The sequence below is a fragment of the Solimicrobium silvestre genome (genome assembly GCF_002976435.1).
Lineage (GTDB): Bacteria > Pseudomonadota > Gammaproteobacteria > Burkholderiales > Burkholderiaceae_D > Solimicrobium > Solimicrobium silvestre.
In genome coordinates, this window is record NZ_PUGF01000001.1 from 296355 (window position 1) to 316471 (window position 20117).

Annotated in this window: 14 protein-coding genes; 5 read left to right on the forward strand and 9 right to left on the reverse strand. The window is 45.7% G+C overall.

Translation table 11 applies throughout. The features are described 5' to 3' along the window. Positions 1 to 38 precede the first annotated feature (38 nt). Together pbpG and S2091_RS01310 are read right to left on the reverse strand one after the other, a co-directional pair. Positions 39 to 1106 (reverse strand): D-alanyl-D-alanine endopeptidase, encoded by a 1068-nt coding sequence (gene pbpG, locus S2091_RS01305; protein ID WP_105529966.1) that lies wholly within the window; start codon positions 1104 to 1106, stop codon positions 39 to 41. 229 nt (positions 1107 to 1335) lie between these two features. Then, positions 1336 to 2016: a nitroreductase gene (locus S2091_RS01310; protein WP_105529967.1), complete on the reverse strand. Its 681-nt coding sequence runs from the start codon at positions 2014 to 2016 to the stop codon at positions 1336 to 1338. Positions 2017 to 2356: 340 nt separating this feature from the next. Here S2091_RS01310 and S2091_RS01315 point away from each other — a divergent pair, with 340 nt between their 5' ends. Continuing rightward, positions 2357 to 2926: a phasin family protein gene (locus S2091_RS01315; RefSeq protein WP_105529968.1), complete on the forward strand. Its 570-nt coding sequence runs from the start codon at positions 2357 to 2359 to the stop codon at positions 2924 to 2926. A 446-nt stretch (positions 2927 to 3372) separates the two neighbouring features. On the opposite strand, the gene S2091_RS01320 is transcribed toward S2091_RS01315, so the two are convergent. The 6 genes from S2091_RS01320 to S2091_RS01345 form a co-directional block, all read right to left on the reverse strand. Further along, positions 3373 to 9732, reverse strand: coding sequence for a hybrid sensor histidine kinase/response regulator (locus tag S2091_RS01320; RefSeq protein WP_105529969.1), 6360 nt, complete (start codon positions 9730 to 9732; stop codon positions 3373 to 3375). 80 nt (positions 9733 to 9812) lie between these two features. Next, positions 9813 to 12149, reverse strand: coding sequence for a methyl-accepting chemotaxis protein (locus S2091_RS01325; protein ID WP_105529970.1), 2337 nt, complete (start codon positions 12147 to 12149; stop codon positions 9813 to 9815). A 135-nt stretch (positions 12150 to 12284) separates the two neighbouring features. Then, positions 12285 to 12854 carry a chemotaxis protein CheW gene (locus S2091_RS01330; protein WP_243405266.1) on the reverse strand — a complete coding sequence of 190 codons (570 nt, stop codon included), beginning with the start codon at positions 12852 to 12854 and terminating at the stop codon, positions 12285 to 12287. A 43-nt stretch (positions 12855 to 12897) separates the two neighbouring features. Beyond that, complete coding sequence (locus S2091_RS01335; RefSeq protein WP_105529971.1) at positions 12898 to 13263, reverse strand: response regulator transcription factor; 366 nt, start codon at positions 13261 to 13263, stop codon at positions 12898 to 12900. A gap of 71 nt (positions 13264 to 13334) precedes the next feature. Further along, on the reverse strand, positions 13335 to 13730 hold the full coding sequence (locus tag S2091_RS01340) for a response regulator (RefSeq protein ID WP_105529972.1): 396 nt from the start codon (positions 13728 to 13730) through the stop codon (positions 13335 to 13337). A gap of 171 nt (positions 13731 to 13901) precedes the next feature. Next, a complete protein-coding gene (locus S2091_RS01345) occupies positions 13902 to 14054 on the reverse strand; it encodes a rubredoxin (protein ID WP_105530183.1) in 153 nt (50 codons plus the stop codon). A gap of 122 nt (positions 14055 to 14176) precedes the next feature. Here S2091_RS01345 and thiD point away from each other — a divergent pair, with 122 nt between their 5' ends. Both thiD and hemL read left to right on the forward strand, forming a co-directional pair. Continuing rightward, positions 14177 to 15016 carry a bifunctional hydroxymethylpyrimidine kinase/phosphomethylpyrimidine kinase gene (gene thiD, locus S2091_RS01350; RefSeq protein ID WP_105529973.1) on the forward strand — a complete coding sequence of 280 codons (840 nt, stop codon included), beginning with the start codon at positions 14177 to 14179 and terminating at the stop codon, positions 15014 to 15016. A 59-nt stretch (positions 15017 to 15075) separates the two neighbouring features. Continuing rightward, positions 15076 to 16362 (forward strand): glutamate-1-semialdehyde 2,1-aminomutase, encoded by a 1287-nt coding sequence (gene hemL, locus S2091_RS01355; protein ID WP_105529974.1) that lies wholly within the window; start codon positions 15076 to 15078, stop codon positions 16360 to 16362. A 96-nt stretch (positions 16363 to 16458) separates the two neighbouring features. Here the strand turns inward: hemL and S2091_RS01360 are convergent, their stop codons facing one another. Beyond that, on the reverse strand, positions 16459 to 18066 hold the full coding sequence (locus tag S2091_RS01360) for an APC family permease (protein WP_105529975.1): 1608 nt from the start codon (positions 18064 to 18066) through the stop codon (positions 16459 to 16461). Positions 18067 to 18370: 304 nt separating this feature from the next. On the opposite strand from S2091_RS01360, the gene S2091_RS01365 reads away from it, so the two are divergent. Continuing rightward, on the forward strand, positions 18371 to 18703 hold the full coding sequence (locus tag S2091_RS01365) for a hypothetical protein (RefSeq protein ID WP_105530184.1): 333 nt from the start codon (positions 18371 to 18373) through the stop codon (positions 18701 to 18703). 104 nt (positions 18704 to 18807) lie between these two features. Next, positions 18808 to 20112 (forward strand): TolC family protein, encoded by a 1305-nt coding sequence (locus S2091_RS01370; RefSeq protein ID WP_105529976.1) that lies wholly within the window; start codon positions 18808 to 18810, stop codon positions 20110 to 20112. Positions 20113 to 20117: the final 5 nt, after the last annotated feature.

Consider the following 20117-nt stretch of genomic DNA (forward strand, 5'->3'; position numbering starts at 1 on the left):
GCACACGCTTCCTGATTTTCAACCGCCTATTCAATCCCTTATTGCACTACCGTTTTTGGTACTGGCGGTTTAATTGTTTCCAGCCATTTACGAATTCGTCCGGCGTCGGCAAAACGTGAATACTTTCCTTTGGAATCCAAAAATACCATCACTACAGCACGCCCTTCTATCATGGCCTGCATCACTAAACAACGTCCCGCTTCAGTAATATAACCGGTCTTTTGCAAGCCTATTTCCCAATCTGCATTGGAAGTTAACCGGTTTGAACTGGTGTATTCCAGTGTGCGCCCACCCGGGGAAACTGCATATTTAGTGTCGGTGGAATATTGGCGAATGAGTGTTTGATGGTAAGCCTCGTTCACCAATTTGGCCAAATCCTGGGCGCTAGCCACGTTTTGGCTGGAAAGCCCAGTTGAATCTACGTAATGAGTTTCCGTCATACCCAACAATTTTGCTTTCGCATTCATCGCAGCAACGCAAGCCTGCAATCCACCCGGATAATTACGCCCCAAACTGGAAGCAGCGCGATTTTCTGAGCTCATCAAAGCGATGTGTAACATATCAGAGCGCTTTAATTTAGAACCGATTTTTAAACGTGAACTACTGCCTTTTTCGGTATCAATATCTTCATTGGTCACAAGCAATACTTCATCCATGTCTTGATTAGCCTCCAGCACAACTAAGCTAGTCATAAGTTTTGTGATGGAGGCGATAGGCAAAGAGACCGAGGAATTTTTTTCAAACAATACCTGGGAACTGGCTTGATCAATCACTAAAGCGGCACTGGATTTAAGATCGAGCGGATCTTGGGTGCGCTGTAAGCCTTCTAAATCACCAAAACTTTGTTTTTCAGGGACAACAGCTACTTTGCTTGATTTAGCCTTGGTTTTTTTTGATTTCGCTTTGGTGGCTTTTTTTGCCGTTTTTTTTGTAGTAGTAGCTTTTTTAGTGACAGTAGCTTTTTTTGTTGCCGCTTTTCCAGTGGACGGAGTAGCTGCTGCAGTCGATGCAGCAGTAGTTTGATCTGTTGTTTGGGTTTTAGCTTCTACAATTGTGGTACTGGAAAACAGTAAAGCAATGGCAAATGCGGTAGAAAATTTCAGCATTTTTGGTGTCTCTTGACGATAGTTTTTGCACTAATCAAAGTTTAACAAATTGCAGCTAAATTACAAGTAAATTAATGACTTAGGAAGTTTATTTAAAGGAAAGAAGCATGTATTTTTACAAATATTTTGTGGATTTTTTGATTCTTACGAAAAGTCAAAATAAATGAACTGCGTTGCAAGCAAAGCGGGCCCTCAATTAAAGCCCGTTAATGCAGTCGCAACAAACGCCTTACACAAATTTAACGATAGAAGTACCGCGTTCGGTAACTAAAGTATTTTCGATTTTAGTTGTATCGGCATAACCCAAAGACATACCGCAAACCACCATTTCTTGGTCTGATAAATTAAGTGTTTTATGAATAATTTGATGGTATTGGGTAAATGCAGCTTGCGGACAAGTATCTAAGCCACGCGCTTTGGCAGCTAACATAATATTTTGCAAGAACATGCCGTAATCAAGCCAGGAGCCTTGTTGCATGACGCGGTCTATCGTAAAAATAATCCCGACCGGCGCATCAAAAAAAATAAAGTTGCGACCATGTTGTGCGTGCATACCTGCTTTGTTTTCCCGACCTAAACCAAGTAAAGAATACAAATCCCAACCGATTTTACGACGACGTTCTAAATATGGGCTAAGCCATTGCACTGGATAATAGTGATATTCCTCTTTGTAGGCACTATGAGGATTATTGTGCGCCTGTAAAATTTCATCACTAAGTTGCTGCTTTACCTCGCCTATCAACACATATACCTTCCATGGTTGCGTGTTGCTCCCTGAAGGTGCACGTGCAGCAATTTCAATTATTTTCTGTATCTCATCCCTAGCAACCGGCGTCGGCAAAAAGGCGCGAATTGACCTTCTCGACGCAATAACTTCATCAACAATCTTTTGTTCTTCGGTTTCAATCATGCTGTTCCTCTGTGGTGTTTTTAAGATAATTTAAGGCTGGGACGCTATGTATAGCTAATAGTTCATCATATTGTCACATAAATAGTAGAAGATGAGCTCAGTTGTTGAAGTTGATGGAGGAAGTTGACGAATTAATTAATGCCATAAAGCAAATGTATTTTCATCTTACAACAGATGAAAAACAATTTGACGCAATGCACAAATTTTGCTTGACATGCCTAAAATTTACTCTAAAATGTGTTTTGTTGCGCTGCACAATATTGAACCACTTAAATTGAAACAGAAAACGTAACACACCATTTATTGCCTTAATTTAACACATCACTCTAAAGAGGACTTTATGTTTACATTACCTGAACAATTTTCTGCAGCAACCAAAGCAAATTTTGATGCACAACTCGCTATGTTGTCTGCTTTCACTAGCAAAGCGATTGAAAGCGTAGAAAAAGTAGTTGAATTGAATATGACTGTAGCAAAAACATCGTTTGAAGAATCAAACATTGCTGCCAAACAATTGATCTCAGCTAAAGACGCACAAGAATTTTTTAGCTTGACTGCTGCTCACGCTCAACCAAATGCAGATAAAGCAGTGGCTTATGCTCGTCACTTGGCTTCTATCACTTCTGGTGCACAAGCAGAATTCACTAAAGCAGCTGAAGCGCATGTTGCTGAAACAAACCGTAAAGTAGTGGCTTTTGTTGAAGAAGTTTCCAAAAATGCACCTGCCGGTTCTGAAAATGCAATCGCTTTATTGAAATCAGCCATCGGCAATGCTAACGCAAGCTATGATCAGTTCAATAAATCAACTAAACAAGCTGTTGAAACATTGGAAGCAAATTTGAACACAGCCGTAAATCAAATTTCCCAAGCTACAGCTAAAGCTGCTCCACGCGCTGCTAAAAAAGCGTAATTAGTTACTACTCTGCTTCGCACTTAAGTGCTGCGAAGTTATTGTAAAACCTGTTGTCTCCTTGGTGCTTACACTCCTAAAGTTAAGCTCCAATTTACCCCGATTTATCGGGGTATTTTTTTGCATGGAGAATTAGCTCCCCCCGCAAAATTCATCTCCGTACGTAGGGTGGGCACGCTTTTGTGCCCCTGTGTCCCTATAGGGAGGGAATCTGTGCCTGCATGCACAGATCGTTACGCAGGTGAGTGGCATTCCGCCACTCAAAACCACTGCTACACCACGCGTAACCGTTAATAAACAATGGATTGTGTGAGGTTATTATTAATCAAAGGTAACGCGTGGACACGATGAGCCCGTGCCCACCTTACGCATATTTTCAATTTTAACTGGGTAAATATAAGATAACTTCCGGCAGCGCGATGCCACCGGAAGCAGATGAAGATTAATTACTGCACAGTATTTTCTTGCGGTAAATATCCAGCAATTGCGCTCAACAACACATCTTCTTGGTACGGCTTACCAAAATACGCATTAACGCCTAATTCCTGCGCGTAGTTGCGATGTTTGTCTGCCGTACGGGAAGTGATCATGATGATAGGAACATGGCGTAACCGCTCATCATTGCGCACGTTACGAGTTAAATCGAAACCGTCCATACGCGGCATTTCAATATCAACCAGCATTACGTCAGGCGTAATCGATTGTAATTGCTGAAGTGCATCAACACCGTCTTTTGCCAACACCACCTGATAACCTTCACGCAGTAACAAACGCTGAGTTACTTTACGCACCGTTAAGGAATCATCCACCACCATCACAACATGATGACGACGCAAGCCTTGTACCGGCTGATGGGTAGCAGAATGCCGTGTTTCTGAAACCGCACCTAACTGCTCATTTGTTGCAGATAGATTAGGATTCTCGCTATTTTCTTGCAATAAACGCGGAGCGCGCAGCATGTCGTGCTCCATTTTTTGTGCTAACGGCAATGGATTCAAAATCAACACAATGTCGCCCGAACCGAGCACCGTTGCGCCTGAAATACCGATCATCCGCGCCAACTGCTGCCCAATGTTTTTAACCACCACTTCTCGGTTACCGATAACCTGATCTACGTGTAACGCAACGCGTTCATTACCGCTACGCATGATGATGATCGGCGTATATTGCTGCGCCACAGGCAACGCATTGTAGTCAGCTAACACCGTTGATAAATAATGCATGGCAACCCGCTGCTCTTGCCAGATAATCGCGCCTTCGTTATAGGCGGCGGCCAATGCTTGCGCTTTCAACTGCTGCACTTGCTCTACCAAAACCGAAGGCACCGCGTAAGTTTTACCGCCGGAACTGAGCAGCACTACTTGCGTGACCGCTAAAGTGAGGGGTAAGTGAATCGTAAAGTTAGAACCTTGATTCGGTGTGGAAGTGACTGAAACACGACCACCCAACGCGGTTGCTTCGGAGCGCACCACGTCCATCCCAATCCCGCGACCCGCTAATTCAGTTACTTCGTGTGCGGTTGAAAAACCGGACTGGAAGATCAAATTGACGGCTTCTGAATCGGTGACTTCTTCGTCGATAGCAAGCAAACCAGAATGCTGGGCTTTTTCACGAATACGCTGCAAATCCAAACCTTGTCCGTCATCATTGAAGTTAATAACGACTTCATTACCTTCTTGACGGATTTGAACCAGAATTTCACCGATCTCGTTCTTACCCATTGCCTGACGTTTTTCCCGCGATTCGATACCGTGAACGATAGCGTTACGCAGCAAATGCTCAAACGGGCCAGCCATTTTTTCCAACACGCTACGATCAATTTCAACCGAAGTCCCGCGGATATCTAAGTTGACGCGTTTATCAAGCTCTTTAGAAGCTTGGCGAGTAATACGATAGAGCCGTTCAGAGATACTGGCAAATGGCACCATCCGCACCCGCATTAAATCTTGCTGTAATTCACGGGTTAAGCGCGCTTGCGAGATCAAATCATCGGTAGCGCCTTCCACCGTTTTGCTGATGTTAGCCTGTACCGTGGAAACGTCATTCACGCTCTCGGCCATCATCCGGGTTAGTTCTTGCAAGCGTGTGAATCGATCAAATTCGAGCGGATCAAATTCACGTTCGCCTGACATCGCCATCCGTGATGAAATTTGCGTTTCTGCCTGAATCTCAACTTCGCGCAACTGGTCGCGCAAACGTCCCACGTTTTCGTTCAATTCCAGCATTGAAGAACGTAAGGTCGTCACTTCATTTTCTAAGCGTGAACGTGAAATAGAAACTTCACCGGCCTGATTCACCAAACGATCTAAAATATCGGCGCGAACCCGTACCAAGGCTACGTTTGCGGCGGCGTTTAGATTCGCCACCGGTGCAGCTCCGGCGCGGGCCACAGCTGGCGTCGATGCTTTAGCAACACTAGTCGCGGGCACTTCAATCAGCGCGGATTGGTTTGCATCAAAAGCTGCCGCTGGCGCAACAACCGGGGCAACTGCAGCACCGGGATTACGCAACTGGTCAAACAAGGCAACGGCCGCGTCATGATACGACAATAAATTTTCTAACGCGGCTGGTGGCAATACGCCAGCCTGCATATAGTTTTCAATCAGGCTTTCCATATCATGCGTATGCTGACCTAATGCCATCGCGCCAGCCATACGGGCACTGCCTTTTACTGTGTGCAACAGACGCAGCATAGACTGCGAAATTTCAACATCGTGCGGAGCTGCTTGCCAGGCACGCAACGTTTCCCCGATTAATGGGAATAAGTCGCTTCCTTCTTCAAGGAAGATCGGTAACAAATCTGCATCAAGATCATCTTTTGGCAGCGTTGTAACATCCACCAGTTTTGTTTCATCAATGTGATGCGGCGCGGCTAACACGCTCGGTGCTTCAGGGATAATCGCCGTTGGGATTACTATCGGCGCTAAAATTTCTTCCTCAGTTAGCGGCGCAGAAACGTCCAGTTCAACTAGCGCGGACTCTGCATCTGCCGCTGGCTCAGTAACTACGGCTTCTGGTAAGAAATCAACGAAGTCATCCACAGGGGCAGTAGCAACAACCGCTTCAACATCAGATTCAAAATCAGCATCAAAATCAGCATCAAAATCAGCATCAAAATCAAAGTCAGCGTCAAATTTAGAATCAGGCATATCCATTTCATGCGGCTGCGCACGGTCTGTCAATATGCCGAGTAGCTGCTCCAAGACCAGAATTTGCTCAGGCTTGTATGCGGCCATTTCTGCTAATGCAAATTGATGCAACATCCCTTTAACACACGCAACGCAACGATCTAAGGTATCAAATTCGCCTGGCAACAATAAAACCGGATGGCGCTCTAAACGTTGCAAGACCATTTCCAGAGCATGGGCCACTTGCTGCAAGGAGGCAAAACCGACTGTCGCAGAACTACCTGCTAATGAATGCGCTGCATGCACTGCATGGGTCGTAACCGGACGATGTGGCTCATGCCGCCATTCGGAAAAATCCTGCGATAAAAAGCGCACGATTTCATCGGTTTCAGCCAAATAAATATTGTACAAAGGCACGCCAATTTCAATATTGCCGATCTTCTTCACATTGTCTTCAAACGCCGGGAAGTATCCCGAGTTTGTCGGAAAATCAATGATTTTTGCTTCTTGCAATGGTGTGATTGGCGCTTCTACCGGGACTTCAATTGGGGCATCGATCGGAGCTTCAACCGGCGTTTCTACCGGAGCTGCGAGGGAATCTTCCAGCGAATATTCAATTAAATCGTCAATCGAGTATTCAGCTGGCGTTTCAATCGCAGGGTCATTCGCTGGCTCGGCGAACGGTTCGCTTAACGATTCGGCTACCAGCGGTTCTGCCACTTCATGCATCGTTTCAGCATGTGCTTCATCAAGCAATGCCGGCGAGTTAATAGCAAACTCAAACTCGGACAACAGCACTTCAGGCTCAGCTAACTCTTCAACAGGTTCCGTTGGCAATACCAATGGATTAATTGGATGCGCTTCTTGCAGTGTTGGAAGTTCAAATTCAAAACCAAGGTCAGCATCAGCTTCAGCGTCGAATTCAGACTTCAACTCAGGTTCGGGTTCAGCCAACTGCTCACCATGAATTGTGATGACATTAGAAGCAATAATTTCCTCTGTACCTGACACCAATTCCGGCGTGATCGATGGTAAAGAGTCCACCATGGGTTCAACAACAGCGTCAGTGAAAACATGGTGCTCAATTGATACAGCCTGATGAACTTCATAAGGTACATGCACAGTCGAAGGCATCGGCTCTTCAACTACCTCTTGATATGAAAAGGCGCCGCCGTTTTTCAATCGATCTGCCGCTTCAATTAATGCTTTTCCATTGCAATCTGATGTTCCCATTGCATTCAGGTCGCGAACCCAGGCGCCCATTATTTCCGACGCTTTTTCTAGCAAAGCATACAGATCATCAGTGCCTGAATGCGCATCCGCCAGCCAGGAATTCATGACTTGCTCTACGCTCCATCCAGCATTACCAAAAGCACCTAAGCCGACCATGCGGCTGCTGCCTTTTAAAGTGTGGAATGAGCGGCGTAGAGTAATTAAGTGTTCTTGATTACTTGGGTCATTACGCGACATTGGAATGGTGTCATTAACGCAGGCCATTACTTCTTCAGCCTCCATTAAAAACACTTCCAATAATTCTGCATCAATCGCCTCATCACCGACAGGCATCGGTGGGTGCGATGGCAACATCGGGGCGACAGCTTCTGGCTCAGTACCTACCGCACTAATGATGTTACTCATCTGTGGTTCGGATACATCAAAATCAGTTTGCGCGAGCGCTGCGATCGCATGTGTTGCACGTTCAGAAGCGTTTGGATCATCCAGCAAACGTGCGACAGAGCGTTCTTGTTCCAGGCTAGCGAGTAGTTGCGCCTGAATATCTGCGTTATGCGGTTCTTCCAGCAATGAAGAAGCTAGATTGGCAGATTGTTTTTGTTGTTCGGCTAATTCATGTTCAGTCGACACCTGCACATTTTCCGGGCTGGTAGCACTAGTAGCGTGCAGATCAACATCACCAACTTCTTCCGCTACTTGCACTGGGGCCGGCACATCTAAGAAGTGCGATCTGAAAAAGCCCGTTTCACTATCAAAACTAAATTTGTTTTTTGCCGTGTCAGGCTGTGTTTGCAAGGCTTCAATTAAAAAGCTTAATGCACCAATATTTTGTGCAATCTTGGTATGCAGCGCGGAATCAACCGGTTGTTCTGACTGCGCAATTTGACGAATTAAATCTTTCGTGTGGACTAGTGCCAAATTCGCGTCATCTTGATCAAGTATCGCTAAAGCACCCGCGATTTGATGCATGATCGGATCAATCTGAACCAGATCAGCGGTATTTTCAGGTGCTCTAAAATACTCATCCAGCGTTTTTTCAACAATACGCAAACTCGACTGCATCTCGCCAACCAGCGCAGTCATAGTTTGACGTTGCTGTGCTTTTTGCGACATTTCGTCGAGCCAAGGCGCACTTTCGTCCAGCGATTCACCGCTCACTAATGACAGCAAACGTGCGGCTAGAATATCGGCGCGCTCAGAAAAATCGGCGGGCAAATGAGAAATTTGATCCAGAGCACTTTCAATAAAGAGCAAACTGGTTGCCATTTCCAAGGCAAAAGCGGCGCTCGGACGGTTTTGCATCACATGGCGGGTCAGCCCGGTGAGTTCACGCAATAACTTGGACAGCGGCGGTGATTTTAACTTGAGCCCAACATCGGCCAAGTCTTTCATTTTTTGTTCGAATTTTTCAAACAAGGCGCCTTCACCATTAGCGATTTTCGCCCACAGTGTTTTAATTTGCGCTAAACGTTCTTTGCTAATCGATAATGCGCCGGGTTCAATCCCCCCAAAATGCTGGGTTTCAAAATTGGCTGGAACTTGTCCATCCAATTGATAAGCATTACGCACATTCGCCGCATTCGGCGGCAAATTTTCAGCGCGAGCAATAAAAAACAAAGCATCGCGCAACAGGCTTTCAGGAATGCTTGAAGCACCTTCAACCAAACGGCGAATTTGCAGATTAATCCGACCAAATAATTGTTTTACATTTTGCTCGCCAAACAGGCGCTGATCAGCAACCAACTCAGCAAAACCATGCATGACAGCCCAAAATGAGCGTGCCTGAGCACTATTTTGCGCAGCCCAGACTTCCGCAATCAATTCCTGCATTTGCTTGGCGCTAGCTTGCAATAAATCGGTATCGGCCTGCTTTAAAAACGGCAACAAGGCTGCTTCAAAGCGTTTACGAATATTAGTGTAACTGGCCTTTTTAGGCTTTGGATGATCCGCATCCGCAATTAATGTGAGAGGCGCATGCGCCATCAGATCAGGGAAGAATAAATCAACCGGATTAACCCGATCCCCGCCTTTAATCATTAATAAATTACGGTAATAAGGGAACAAGCGAACTGGCTGCTGCACACCGCTAACTACTAGCTCATCCAGGTATTCTTGTATCGCATCCAAGGCGTGTTCAATTGGATTAACATGCCCAGGCTCTACGCTAAGCTGGCCATCGGCCATGCGATCCAACAAAACTTCAATGGTTTCCGACAGTTTTGAAACGCCATCCACATCCACCATTTGCAACGCGCCATGCGCTTGATGTAGATAAATTTTGGCGTGTTTCAGTAAGGTAGATTGAGATTCTGCGCTCTGCTCTAATGCATCATGTAATGCGCGTTTAGCGTGCATTAATGCTTCACGTGTTTCAGCCATCACCCACGACAATGGGCCCGTATCAAATTTGTTTTGCATGTTTTGCGTCGCATCGGAAGAGATCATGAAACCTCACAGATTGAAAAGGCGATACACCGCGTTTTTTGCAGGTTATCGCCAGTTCTTCATTTTTAAGTCTACAAGCTCTAGACAGCTACACGGAATCGAGATACCGAGTTTTTCAACTCTTGCGCTAATCCCGACAATTCACGAATCGATTGTGCCGTTTGTTGTGTACCACTTTGAGTTTGCTCGGTGATGGTCAAAATATGTTGAATATTCTGTGCTACACCGTTAGCAGAGGTTGCTTGTTGTTCAGTTGAATTTGAAATTCCTTGAATCAAATCCGCAAGCTGATTTGAAATCCGTCTAATTTCCGCCAACGCCGTACCAGCAGCATCTGACAACTTAGCTCCCTCAACCACACCCTGAGTTGATTTTTCCATCGCTGATACCGCATCGTGCGTATCAGTTTGAATCGTCTTAACCAGCGCGCCAATCTGTTTGGTCGCTTCACCAGAACGTTCCGCTAATCGCTGAACCTCTTCCGCAACCACCGAGAAACCTCGACCTGCTTCACCCGCTGACGCCGCCTGAATCGCCGCGTTCAACGCCAACACGTTGGTTTGTTCGGTAATGTCAGAAATCAGTTCGGTAATTTCACCAATCTCTTGGGAAGATTCACCGAGTCGCTTAATACGCTTAGAAGTTTCCTGGATCTGTTCGCGAATTTCATCCATACCTTTAATCGCATTTTGCACCGCCTGCGCACCCTGCTCTGCCGCCACAACGGATAAACGCGCAACGTCGGCTGATTCACTGGCTGACTTGGAAACGTCGGTAATATCACCCGCCATCGTCAACATCGCCTCACCGGCATCTTTAATTTCACGCGACTGCTGCTGAGATGCACTTAACAACGCTACTGAAACGCCTTCCGCTTGATTTGACGCGGAAGTAACTTGTTCTGCCGTAGAAGTTACCCGTCCAACCAGACCGCGCAACTCTTCCACCGTGTAGTTAACCGAATCGGCAATCGCACCAGTGATGTCTTCAGAAACAGTTGCCTGAACGGTTAAATCTCCATCCGCCACTTCTTGCAATTCATTCATTAACCGCAAAATCGCAGCCTGGTTTTGATCATTTGCCTGTTTAGCTTCATTCTCTTGTTTTTGCGCTTGCATCATTTGAATATCGGCCTCTACACGACGTGCATTCGCTTCTTTTGCACGATTACGACTATCTTGCAACAATACAGACGCAATACCTGCGGCAGCCAATAACGCCAGCGCAAAGGCCAGGAACATCAGGTAAGAACTGAAGTTAGTTGAATCCAAATGATCACGATAGTTTTTCTGTACCGAAATCAAGTGCATACGCAACTCTTCATTGTCGGTAAACACTGATTGTTCCGCTTGTTTAGCTGAAGCGAAGTTTTGGAAGTTACCCAAAAGAGTTGATACCGATTGCTGATAATCAACGAATGTCGTTTTCAATTCAGTTAATTTAGAACGTGTTTCTTCGTCTTTAGTGGCAGTTAATTTCAATACATCGCTACCGCTTAAAAAGCCGTCAACCAAGTCACGGAAAGTATTCGTATCTTTACCCAGCAAAAACGCCGTTTCAGGATTAACACCCTCAGCAGTCAAGAATTCACTCGCACTGCGCGCCAAACGTTGCGTCAACATAACCAACTGGCCAGAAGCAGAAATTTCCCGTGCTGAACCGCCGGCTTGTACTTTTTGCGCAGAAATTTCTTCAGTTAATTCAAGTAATGTTGGAGAAATCGTATTGAGTTTTTCTAAGGTTTGACCGAAACCGGTCAATTCTTTTTTCAACTTCAAAATGGTTTCAGCCGCTTTATCAGTATTTGACCAAATTTTTGCACTGTCTTTCAAGACCGCCAGATCAGCCGATTTTGCACTGTCAAGACTATACCCTTTGTAGGTACCGCCCTTAGTCAGCACGTTCAAATCAGCATTCAATTCAGAACGGCTTTCTTCCAGCTGTTTAAACGCTTCAGGATTACCTTGAATCGCATTTGGTGCCGCTTTACCAATCCGCTGCGAGTGCATCAACGCATCACCAGCGATTTGAGTTTGAATTGATGCGATTGATTTTTGGCTACTGTTTAACCAAACAAACAAACCACCAAACACTAACGCAACCAACATGACTACAAACAAAAATCGAACTTGACGTTGTAACGATAAATGTCCGATCAGCGGCAATTTAATGTCACGTCCTGATTCAAGAACATCACCGATAAAGGTTAAATTATTGTCCTGTTCTTCTTCTTTTTTGCCAGCCTTAGCAGCTTTTCCCGCTTTTTTTGGCTTGATCGATGACAGTCCAAACTCCGTTTGTGTCGCTTCTAAATCAATCAGCGTTGCAGGATTCAAATTTTCAGAAAGTTTGTCCTTGTCCTCATCATGCTCGGAGGGGACTTCTGCTGCGGAAGGCAACGGTAAGTGTAATGCCATTACTAAATCTCCTAATTCCAATTAAAAGGCAAGTCGGTAAATCTTATTAGAGTGCAACAATCATTCACAACTACACCAAATAACTTCTCGCGATGAAGAAGTTATTGACGCGGCGCCAATAAATTAATGCGGAATTTATAAACCAATATGTAAAAAATCACCATCTTGTATCAAGTTGGTGAGACTTAATTCAAACCACGTTTGATTATTACTATCAAGATAGCTTTGCTGCAGCCATGCAGAGTCTCCGTCTGCAGGGTTTTGCTGAACAGTCATCTCAGCCACATTACGCAAACCCAGCACTTTAGTGACTAACAGCCCAGCATTAAATGCCAAGCCGGCAGAGAATGCAATGACGCGGCAATCTGGGTTGATTTCAGCACCAGGCTGACCTTGAAAGCGCTGAATATCAACCACGCCGATCAAGTTACCCCGAATATTTAGCAAACCCAGATACCAATCACGCGTGAGTGGCACGTGAGAAATTTGTCCTATCGAGACAATTTCACCGGCTTCACGCAGATTTAATAGATACCGGGTCTGGCCTATCATTACACCCAGTTGATTTGAGCTAATTACGTCGGATGCCCGCGCTGCTTGCATGCGCTCCAGCAATTGAGACTGGAACTCACGCAACCGTTCGCGACGTTCACCGCGTTTATCTTCAATCGGCTTATCAAGTTTTGCGGTATTGACTTGGTTCATGTTGGTTCCGTTTTACGCAGCCAATAAATAAACGTCTGCACGCTTAAGATAAGCTTGCGATTTTTGCCAACAATTCTTGCGGATCAATTGGTTTAACCAAATAATCACGCGCACCTTGACGCAAACCCCAAATACGATCCGTTTCTTGATTTTTACTGGTGCAAATAATGACTGGAACGTCTTGAGTTTCAGCGTCACGTGCAATTGCACGCGTAATCTGAAAACCATTTTGACCAGGCATCACGACATCCATCAAAATCAAATGCGGTTTGTCAGCCTTAATTTTTAGCAAAGCTTCTTCGCCATTTTCAGCAGTAGAAACTGAAAAGCCGTTTTTTGCCAAAATATCAGTGAGAAAATATCGCTCAGTAGGAGAATCATCTACTACCAAAATTTTTTGTATTGCCATGTTAATTCCTTTGAGAAGCCTAAGTTACAACCGATGCATACGTCACATCGGCGCGCTGTATAAATATCGATTTATTCGGCCTTAGCCGTATAGTTACGCACTGTTTTTAACAAACTGTCTTTAGTAAAAGGTTTGGTTAAATATTCATTCGAGCCGACGATAGAACCACGGGCGCGATCAAACAAACCATCCTTAGAAGACAACATGATGACTGGCGTATTACGAAATTTTGCGCTTTTTTTAATCAATGCGCACGTTTGATATCCATCTAAGCGCGGCATCAAAATGTCGCAAAAAATCAAATCTGGATGGTAATCATTAATTTTTGCTAATGCATCAAACCCATCCTCAGCCAAAATAACTTGGTATCCTACTTGTCCTAAGAAAATTTCAGCCGATCGACGAATCGTACTACTATCGTCAATCACCATAATTTTCAAATTCTGTGTTTCTGCCAGCATAGTCATAAATCATCTCGAAATTATTCTGGTAAGACTACTTAATTGCCATAGTTCAATATTACAGCCATCTACGATAAATTTCCTCAAGAATACCCAAAAATACAAAAAAATCTAACGTATTTACAAGGTTCCACAAGGAAATGTTTCATTTATTTCACAATGTGGCGAATTATTTTCTTAAATGGCAATCATTTCAAAATCTTCTTTACGCGCGCCACATTCAGGACAAGTCCAGTTCATCGGCACATCTTTCCAACGGGTTCCCGGCAAAATACCGTCATCAGGAATACCTGCCGCTTCATCGTACATCCAACCACAGATCAAACACATCCATGTTTTAAATTCATCATTTTGGTTTGAATTTTCAGAAAAATCAGTTCCAATATTATTACTCACAGTTTTCGTCCTTCTATCTAGTAAAATACAAAGTCCCATATCTTAATCTACCCGACGTGCAAAACCAACTATCTCCACTAGTTTTAAGCTTTGGTAGCTCCGATCCACTCGGCGCTATCGGTATTCAGGCCGACCTTGGCAGTTTTGCTGCTATGGGTTGTCACGGTTTAACTGTTATCACTGCAATTTTGATTGGTGACACGACCCAGATTTGCGATATTGAACCCATCGATGCCGAAATTCTTATCGAACAGGCACGTACTATTTTAGAAGACGTACCGGTTGCCGCGTTTAAGCTAGGCACTATTGGTAGCGTCGAGAATGTCAGCGCAATTGCCGAGATTGTTTCCGACTACCCCGAAGTTCCGCTTATCTTTGATCCTTTCTCATCGGCCATTCCCGATCAAGGCCAAGATAGTGAGGATATTTACTTAGCCGCTAACGAATTAATCATTCCACAAACCACCTTGCTGATCGCTTCCGCTGTCGAAATTTCAAGATTAGCTGAAACTTGGCGTGAACCTTCCACCGAAGACACATTGGCGTTAGATGTACAGAGACTGATTGAATCAGGGTGTGAATACGTCTTTGTAACCGGAACCGCCAGTAACCCGACCGAAGTCGCTAACTGCCTGTTTGATGAAACCGGCATCATCCGGCACGACAGCTGGCCCCGCCTCAGTGGTTCATTCATCGGATCAGGATCTACCCTATCTGCAGCCATCACTGCGCTAGTGGCAAATGGGCTGGATATTCCAGATGCGGTTTTAGAAGCCCAGGAATTTACCAATGCAGCGCTTGCTCATGCCCAGCGATTTGGTATGGGTAAGTTAGTTCCAGATCGTTATTTTTGGGCGCGTGAACCGGGCGAAACACAAGATTTAGATCAGCCTTAATGTGAGCCTACCAGCGCTCTGACTTCTTTTTCTACTTACTATTTCATTTCAAAATAACTATGCGTAATACAGAACTCTTTGAACGTGCCCAACTCACTACGCCAGGTGGCGTTAATTCGCCAGTACGTGCATTCCGCTCGGTTGGCGGCACGCCGCGCTTTATTACCCGCGCAGAAGGTGCTTATTTTTGGGATGCCGAACAAAAACGCTATATTGACTATATCGGCTCATGGGGCCCGGCCATTGTTGGTCATGCTCATCCAGAAGTCGTTAAAGCGGTACAAGCTGCCGCAGCCTTAGGTTTAAGTTTTGGTGCGCCAACCGAAGGTGAAGTTTTGATGGCAGAGGAAATCTGCAAGCTCGTGCCATCTATTGAACAGGTGCGTTTGGTATCTTCAGGCACCGAAGCCACAATGAGCGCATTGCGTTTGGCGCGCGGAGCTACCGGCCGCGACAAAATTATTAAATTTGAAGGTTGTTATCACGGTCATGCCGACGCCTTATTAGTTAAAGCAGGCAGCGGCTTACTCACGTTAGGCAATCCGAGTTCCTCTGGTGTACCGGCTGACTTCACCAAACACACGCTGGTACTTGACTACAACAACACTCAGCAATTAGAAGATACATTTAAAGCCATCGGCGACCAGATCGCTTGCGTGATTGTGGAACCGGTTGCTGGCAATATGAATTTGATCAAGGCAACGCCTGAATTCCTGCAAACCATGCGCCGTCTGTGTACTGAACACGGCACGGTGTTAATTTTTGATGAAGTAATGTGCGGCTTCCGCGTTGCTCTTGGTGGCGCTCAGGCACTTTACAATATCAAACCAGATCTAACCGCACTGGGCAAAGTGATCGGCGGCGGTTTGCCAGTTGCTGCCTTCGGTGGTCGTGCAGATTTAATGGCGCACATGGCACCTTTGGGCGGCGTTTATCAGGCGGGCACTTTGTCGGGAAATCCAGTTGCGGTTGCAGCAGGACTGACCACATTAAAGTTAATTCAAGCTGATGGATTTTATGAAAACCTGAGCGCGCAAACCAATAAATTAGCGCAAGGATTATCAGCTGCGGCACAACAAGCCGGCGTTACTTTTTGTGCCGACTCCATTGGCGGTATGTTTGGTATGTACTTTGCTAAACAAGTACCGGCAACTTATGCCGCGATGATGGAAACCGATAAGGAAAAATTCAATCGCTTCTTCCATTTAATGTTAGACAACGGCGTGTATCTCGCACCGTCGGCTTATGAAGCCGGTTTCGTTTCGGCGCAACATGATGATGCGATTATTCAAGCTACGTTGGATGTTGCTAAACAGGCTTTTGCGCAATTAAAACTAAGCCAGTAAAAATCTTCAGCTTACTTTTTTCAACTTACGTCGACACCTAATCCGCTCACTACTTATTCAGTAGTTGAGCGGATTTATATTGAATCAGACCATCTGTTATTCATCATCGTCCGCTGGCAGATTAGCTTTCGGCAAACAGGTGTACGCGCCCCAGTAAAACACCAATAACGCCATCACAGCCACCATCACCGTATCCCAAGGTTGTGGGACTATTTGTTTGCCGCCGAAGCTGCCAAGATAAGAAGCGACAATAGTCAACACATAAAAACCGATCAGCCACATCGAGGAGAAAACCTGCTGTTTAAAACTGACGTTATGAACCGGAACAAATTTTTTACACAAGACATACACCGCAAATAAAACGATTTGCAAACCAAGTAGCCATGACACCGTATTCCAGCCAGACCAGTAAACAATCAACGCAGAAATAATAAATGACAGCGGCGCAATAACCGCAAAGCCACGGACATAGAACGGGCGATACAAATGTGGAGCGTTACGGCGCAGACCTGCTGCAGTCACCGGAGCTATCGCATAGCTTAAGACCAACGCGGCCGACACCACATTAATCAGGGTTTCCCAAGAAGGAAACGGTAGCGTCCAGAAAATTGACAGAATAAAAGTCAACCAAAGCGCTGGGCGAGGAATACCTGATTCGGCATCAACACGGGTAAACACATTAAATAATGTGCCGCTGCGCGCCCAACCGTATACAACTCTGGGCGTGGCATTCATATAGATATTACCTGTTCCACTCGGTGAAATTACGGCGTCACTCACGACTAAAAACGCCAACCAGCCCACACCCAACATCAGCGCAATATCCCGATAAGGCAACGAAAAATGTTGCGCGATATTACCCCATCCGCCTGCCAGCAACTCGGTAGGAATACTACCCATAAACGCCAGTTGCAATAAGACATAAATGATGGTCGATAACACTACAGAGAGAATTAAAGCAATGGGAATGGTACGCTGCGGATTCTCTACTTCACCAGCGACGGAGACTATCGGTGTCAGTCCCAGATAAGCAAAAATAATTCCACCGGCAGAGATTGCCGCTTGCACGCCAGTAACGCCAAATGGCGCGATCCCTTGCACGGTCAAATTTTCAGGCTTGAAAAATGAAAACAATACCCCGATCACCAGCAAGGGAACCATAAACTTAAAAATACTGATGATGTTATTTGATTTTGCAAAAGTTTTTACGCTGAAATAATTGAGATAAAAGAAAAAACAAAGCAGCGCAAATTGTAATCCCCAGCCAGACAGGGACGGACTGCTAGTGCCCACTTGATTTAATGAGGGGAACCAGGCTGCTGCATATTGACGAGCCGCCACCACTTCAATCGCAATCAAACTGGAAAAAGCGATGAGCGTGATGGAGCCCATTAAGTAACCTATCAATTCGCCATGCGAAAACACCGGATAGCGGATCACACCTCCGGCTTTGGGTAGTGCCGCACCTAGTTCGCAATACACTATTCCCAGCAACAGTACTGCCAGTCCGCCGATAATCCAGGAATAAATTCCCGCTGGCCCAGCAATTGTTGCTACATGACTTGCGGCAAACAACCAACCAGAACCAAAAATCGCTCCTAAACCAATAAATGTCAGATCTGTGAGCGTAAGCTGTTTTTTAAACTTGCCCTGAGTAGGCAGTTTTTCTTGTGAGCTTGAAGTTTCATTTTGTCGTGCAGACATAAAGTATCCTTTCGTTCCATTAAATGTTGAATCACACCGGTGGCGCAGGATCGTATCGTTGCGACGAGTAACTCAACTAACAGTAATGATTAATGGACGAAGTGACTTGACGTTTTTGCCTTCTTGACATGTTGAAATCTGCACATTGAAGTGCTCAAACTTAGTTCAATGACGGTATATACTTAGCCCCTTCTTTGTTGGAAGCTGGTTTTATTTCCGCACAACATGATTACATGATTAAGCTTGACCCTGTAGTAAGTACAGGGTGTTTAATCTTGATCCAACGACCGCACCATTAGCTGAAATGAAACGCATACTGATTATTTTCCTGTTGACGATATTACCGTTACAGATGTCTTGGGCATCGGTAGCGAATTATTGCCTGCATGAACAAGATAAATCAGTACAACATTTCGGCCATCACACACATCAACATCAAACCGAGCAACAACCTCAAAGCGACGGTACTGATAGCGACTGCGATTATTGCCACCATACTGGCTCAATATTTGCACTGACTAATTCGTTGCAACTAACGGATGCGGCGCATCCATTCCCACTCGCGCTCGATCCTGTGCTTTACCAATCCCACATTCCTGACAGTCTCACCAAACCTAACTGGCGCGGCATTAACTAAATCTACCGAACCGTAGCCCGCTTATTGTTTGCTTATTGTCTGCTCACTTTCAGGCTACGGCGTTCCTGCGAACTTTCGCAACTTTCCTTGATTTGGAGAATGCCATGCGTCTATTGCATGTGCCACTTACTGTGGCGGCTTTACTATATTTCCCTTTTTCAGCACATGCTGAAATAAGCACGACACCGCTCGAAAGCACTCAAACAGAGTCACCAACAATCACCCTGGCGCATGCATGGCAATTGGCCGAACAAGCCAATCCGGAACTGCGTCAGGCGTTAGCACAACGCGACGCGATTGAAGGTGACGTAACCGATGCCAGCAGCCTGCTCTGGAATAACCCCAACCTGACCAGTTCGGCAGTGCGCCGCACCTTGCCTGAAACCGGCTCCGAAACAAAACGTGAATGGTCGGCAGGCATCGAACAAACCTTTGAGATCGCCGGTCAGCAAGGTCTGCGCCGCAGCGCATCACTTCAGCAACAGGAAGCATTTAATGCATCCCTTGATTTCCTGCGCATGGAGGTTCGAGCTGAGGTAGAACGTCGCTTCGTCAAGGTGCTGGCATTGCAGGAACACATCGCCACTGAAAACACCTCTCAGCAACTGATAGCAAACACGGCAGCTTACGTGCAAAAGAGAATAACTGCCGGTGAAGACAGTCGTCTGGATGGCAATCTGGCTAATGTCGAGGCGGCACGGGCACGTAACCAGATTGACACGCTGAAAGAACAGTTGCTAGAGGCACGCACTGAGCTGGCCAGTGTCTTGCAACTGCCTTTTAATGAACTTCCCTTGGTACAAGGAGAGTTGAGCAGTTCAACTTCAACCGGCACGTTGGAAGCGCTATTGGCAAGCGCAGCAACACAACCGCTAGTGCGTAGTCTTGAGTTAAAAGAGCTGGCGGCCAAAAGCCGTTTGTCTCTTGAGCGCGCTTCCCGTTATCCCGATGTGACATTGGGGCTTTCCACTGGCAAAGAAGGAGCCGTGTCAGAACGAGAACGGGTCACTACGCTATCCATCACTCTCCCTTTACCATTGTTCCGACGCAATGCCAGCGGCATCGGGCGCGCCAGCACAGAACTCACCCAGGCGCAAATTGAGCGACAAACAACTAACCGCAACACCGTCAACAACATCACATCGCTATGGCAGAAGCAGCAAAGTCTAGTGGCACGACTAAGTTCGTTACAGCAGAACCTGTTACCGGCGCTGAATGACAACCAGAGCTTGTCACTGAAATCGTTGCAGGCAGGGGAAATTGACCTGTTTCAATTGTTGCTGGTGAATCGACAGGAGCTCGATGGTCGCCGCGATCTGATCAATGCACAGGCTGAATTACGTCTAACCGACATTGCATTAAAACAGGCTGCAGGCTGGAACCCCATGTCAGCGAATCCCCGAAATTAAGCCAA

Coding starts and splice junctions, on each gene's coding strand:
- pbpG (WP_105529966.1), bottom strand. CDS start 1,106: ATGCTGAAATTTTCTACCGCATTTGCCATTGCTTTACTGTTTTCCAGT.
- S2091_RS01310 (WP_105529967.1), bottom strand. CDS start 2,016: ATGATTGAAACCGAAGAACAAAAGATTGTTGATGAAGTTATTGCGTCG.
- S2091_RS01315 (WP_105529968.1), top strand. CDS start 2,357: ATGTTTACATTACCTGAACAATTTTCTGCAGCAACCAAAGCAAATTTT.
- S2091_RS01320 (WP_105529969.1), bottom strand. CDS start 9,732: ATGATCTCTTCCGATGCGACGCAAAACATGCAAAACAAATTTGATACG.
- S2091_RS01325 (WP_105529970.1), bottom strand. CDS start 12,149: ATGGCATTACACTTACCGTTGCCTTCCGCAGCAGAAGTCCCCTCCGAG.
- S2091_RS01330 (WP_243405266.1), bottom strand. CDS start 12,854: ATGAACCAAGTCAATACCGCAAAACTTGATAAGCCGATTGAAGATAAA.
- S2091_RS01335 (WP_105529971.1), bottom strand. CDS start 13,263: ATGGCAATACAAAAAATTTTGGTAGTAGATGATTCTCCTACTGAGCGA.
- S2091_RS01340 (WP_105529972.1), bottom strand. CDS start 13,730: ATGACTATGCTGGCAGAAACACAGAATTTGAAAATTATGGTGATTGAC.
- S2091_RS01345 (WP_105530183.1), bottom strand. CDS start 14,054: ATGTGTTTGATCTGTGGTTGGATGTACGATGAAGCGGCAGGTATTCCT.
- hemL (WP_105529974.1), top strand. CDS start 15,076: ATGCGTAATACAGAACTCTTTGAACGTGCCCAACTCACTACGCCAGGT.
- S2091_RS01360 (WP_105529975.1), bottom strand. CDS start 18,066: ATGTCTGCACGACAAAATGAAACTTCAAGCTCACAAGAAAAACTGCCT.
- S2091_RS01365 (WP_105530184.1), top strand. CDS start 18,371: ATGAAACGCATACTGATTATTTTCCTGTTGACGATATTACCGTTACAG.
- S2091_RS01370 (WP_105529976.1), top strand. CDS start 18,808: ATGCGTCTATTGCATGTGCCACTTACTGTGGCGGCTTTACTATATTTC.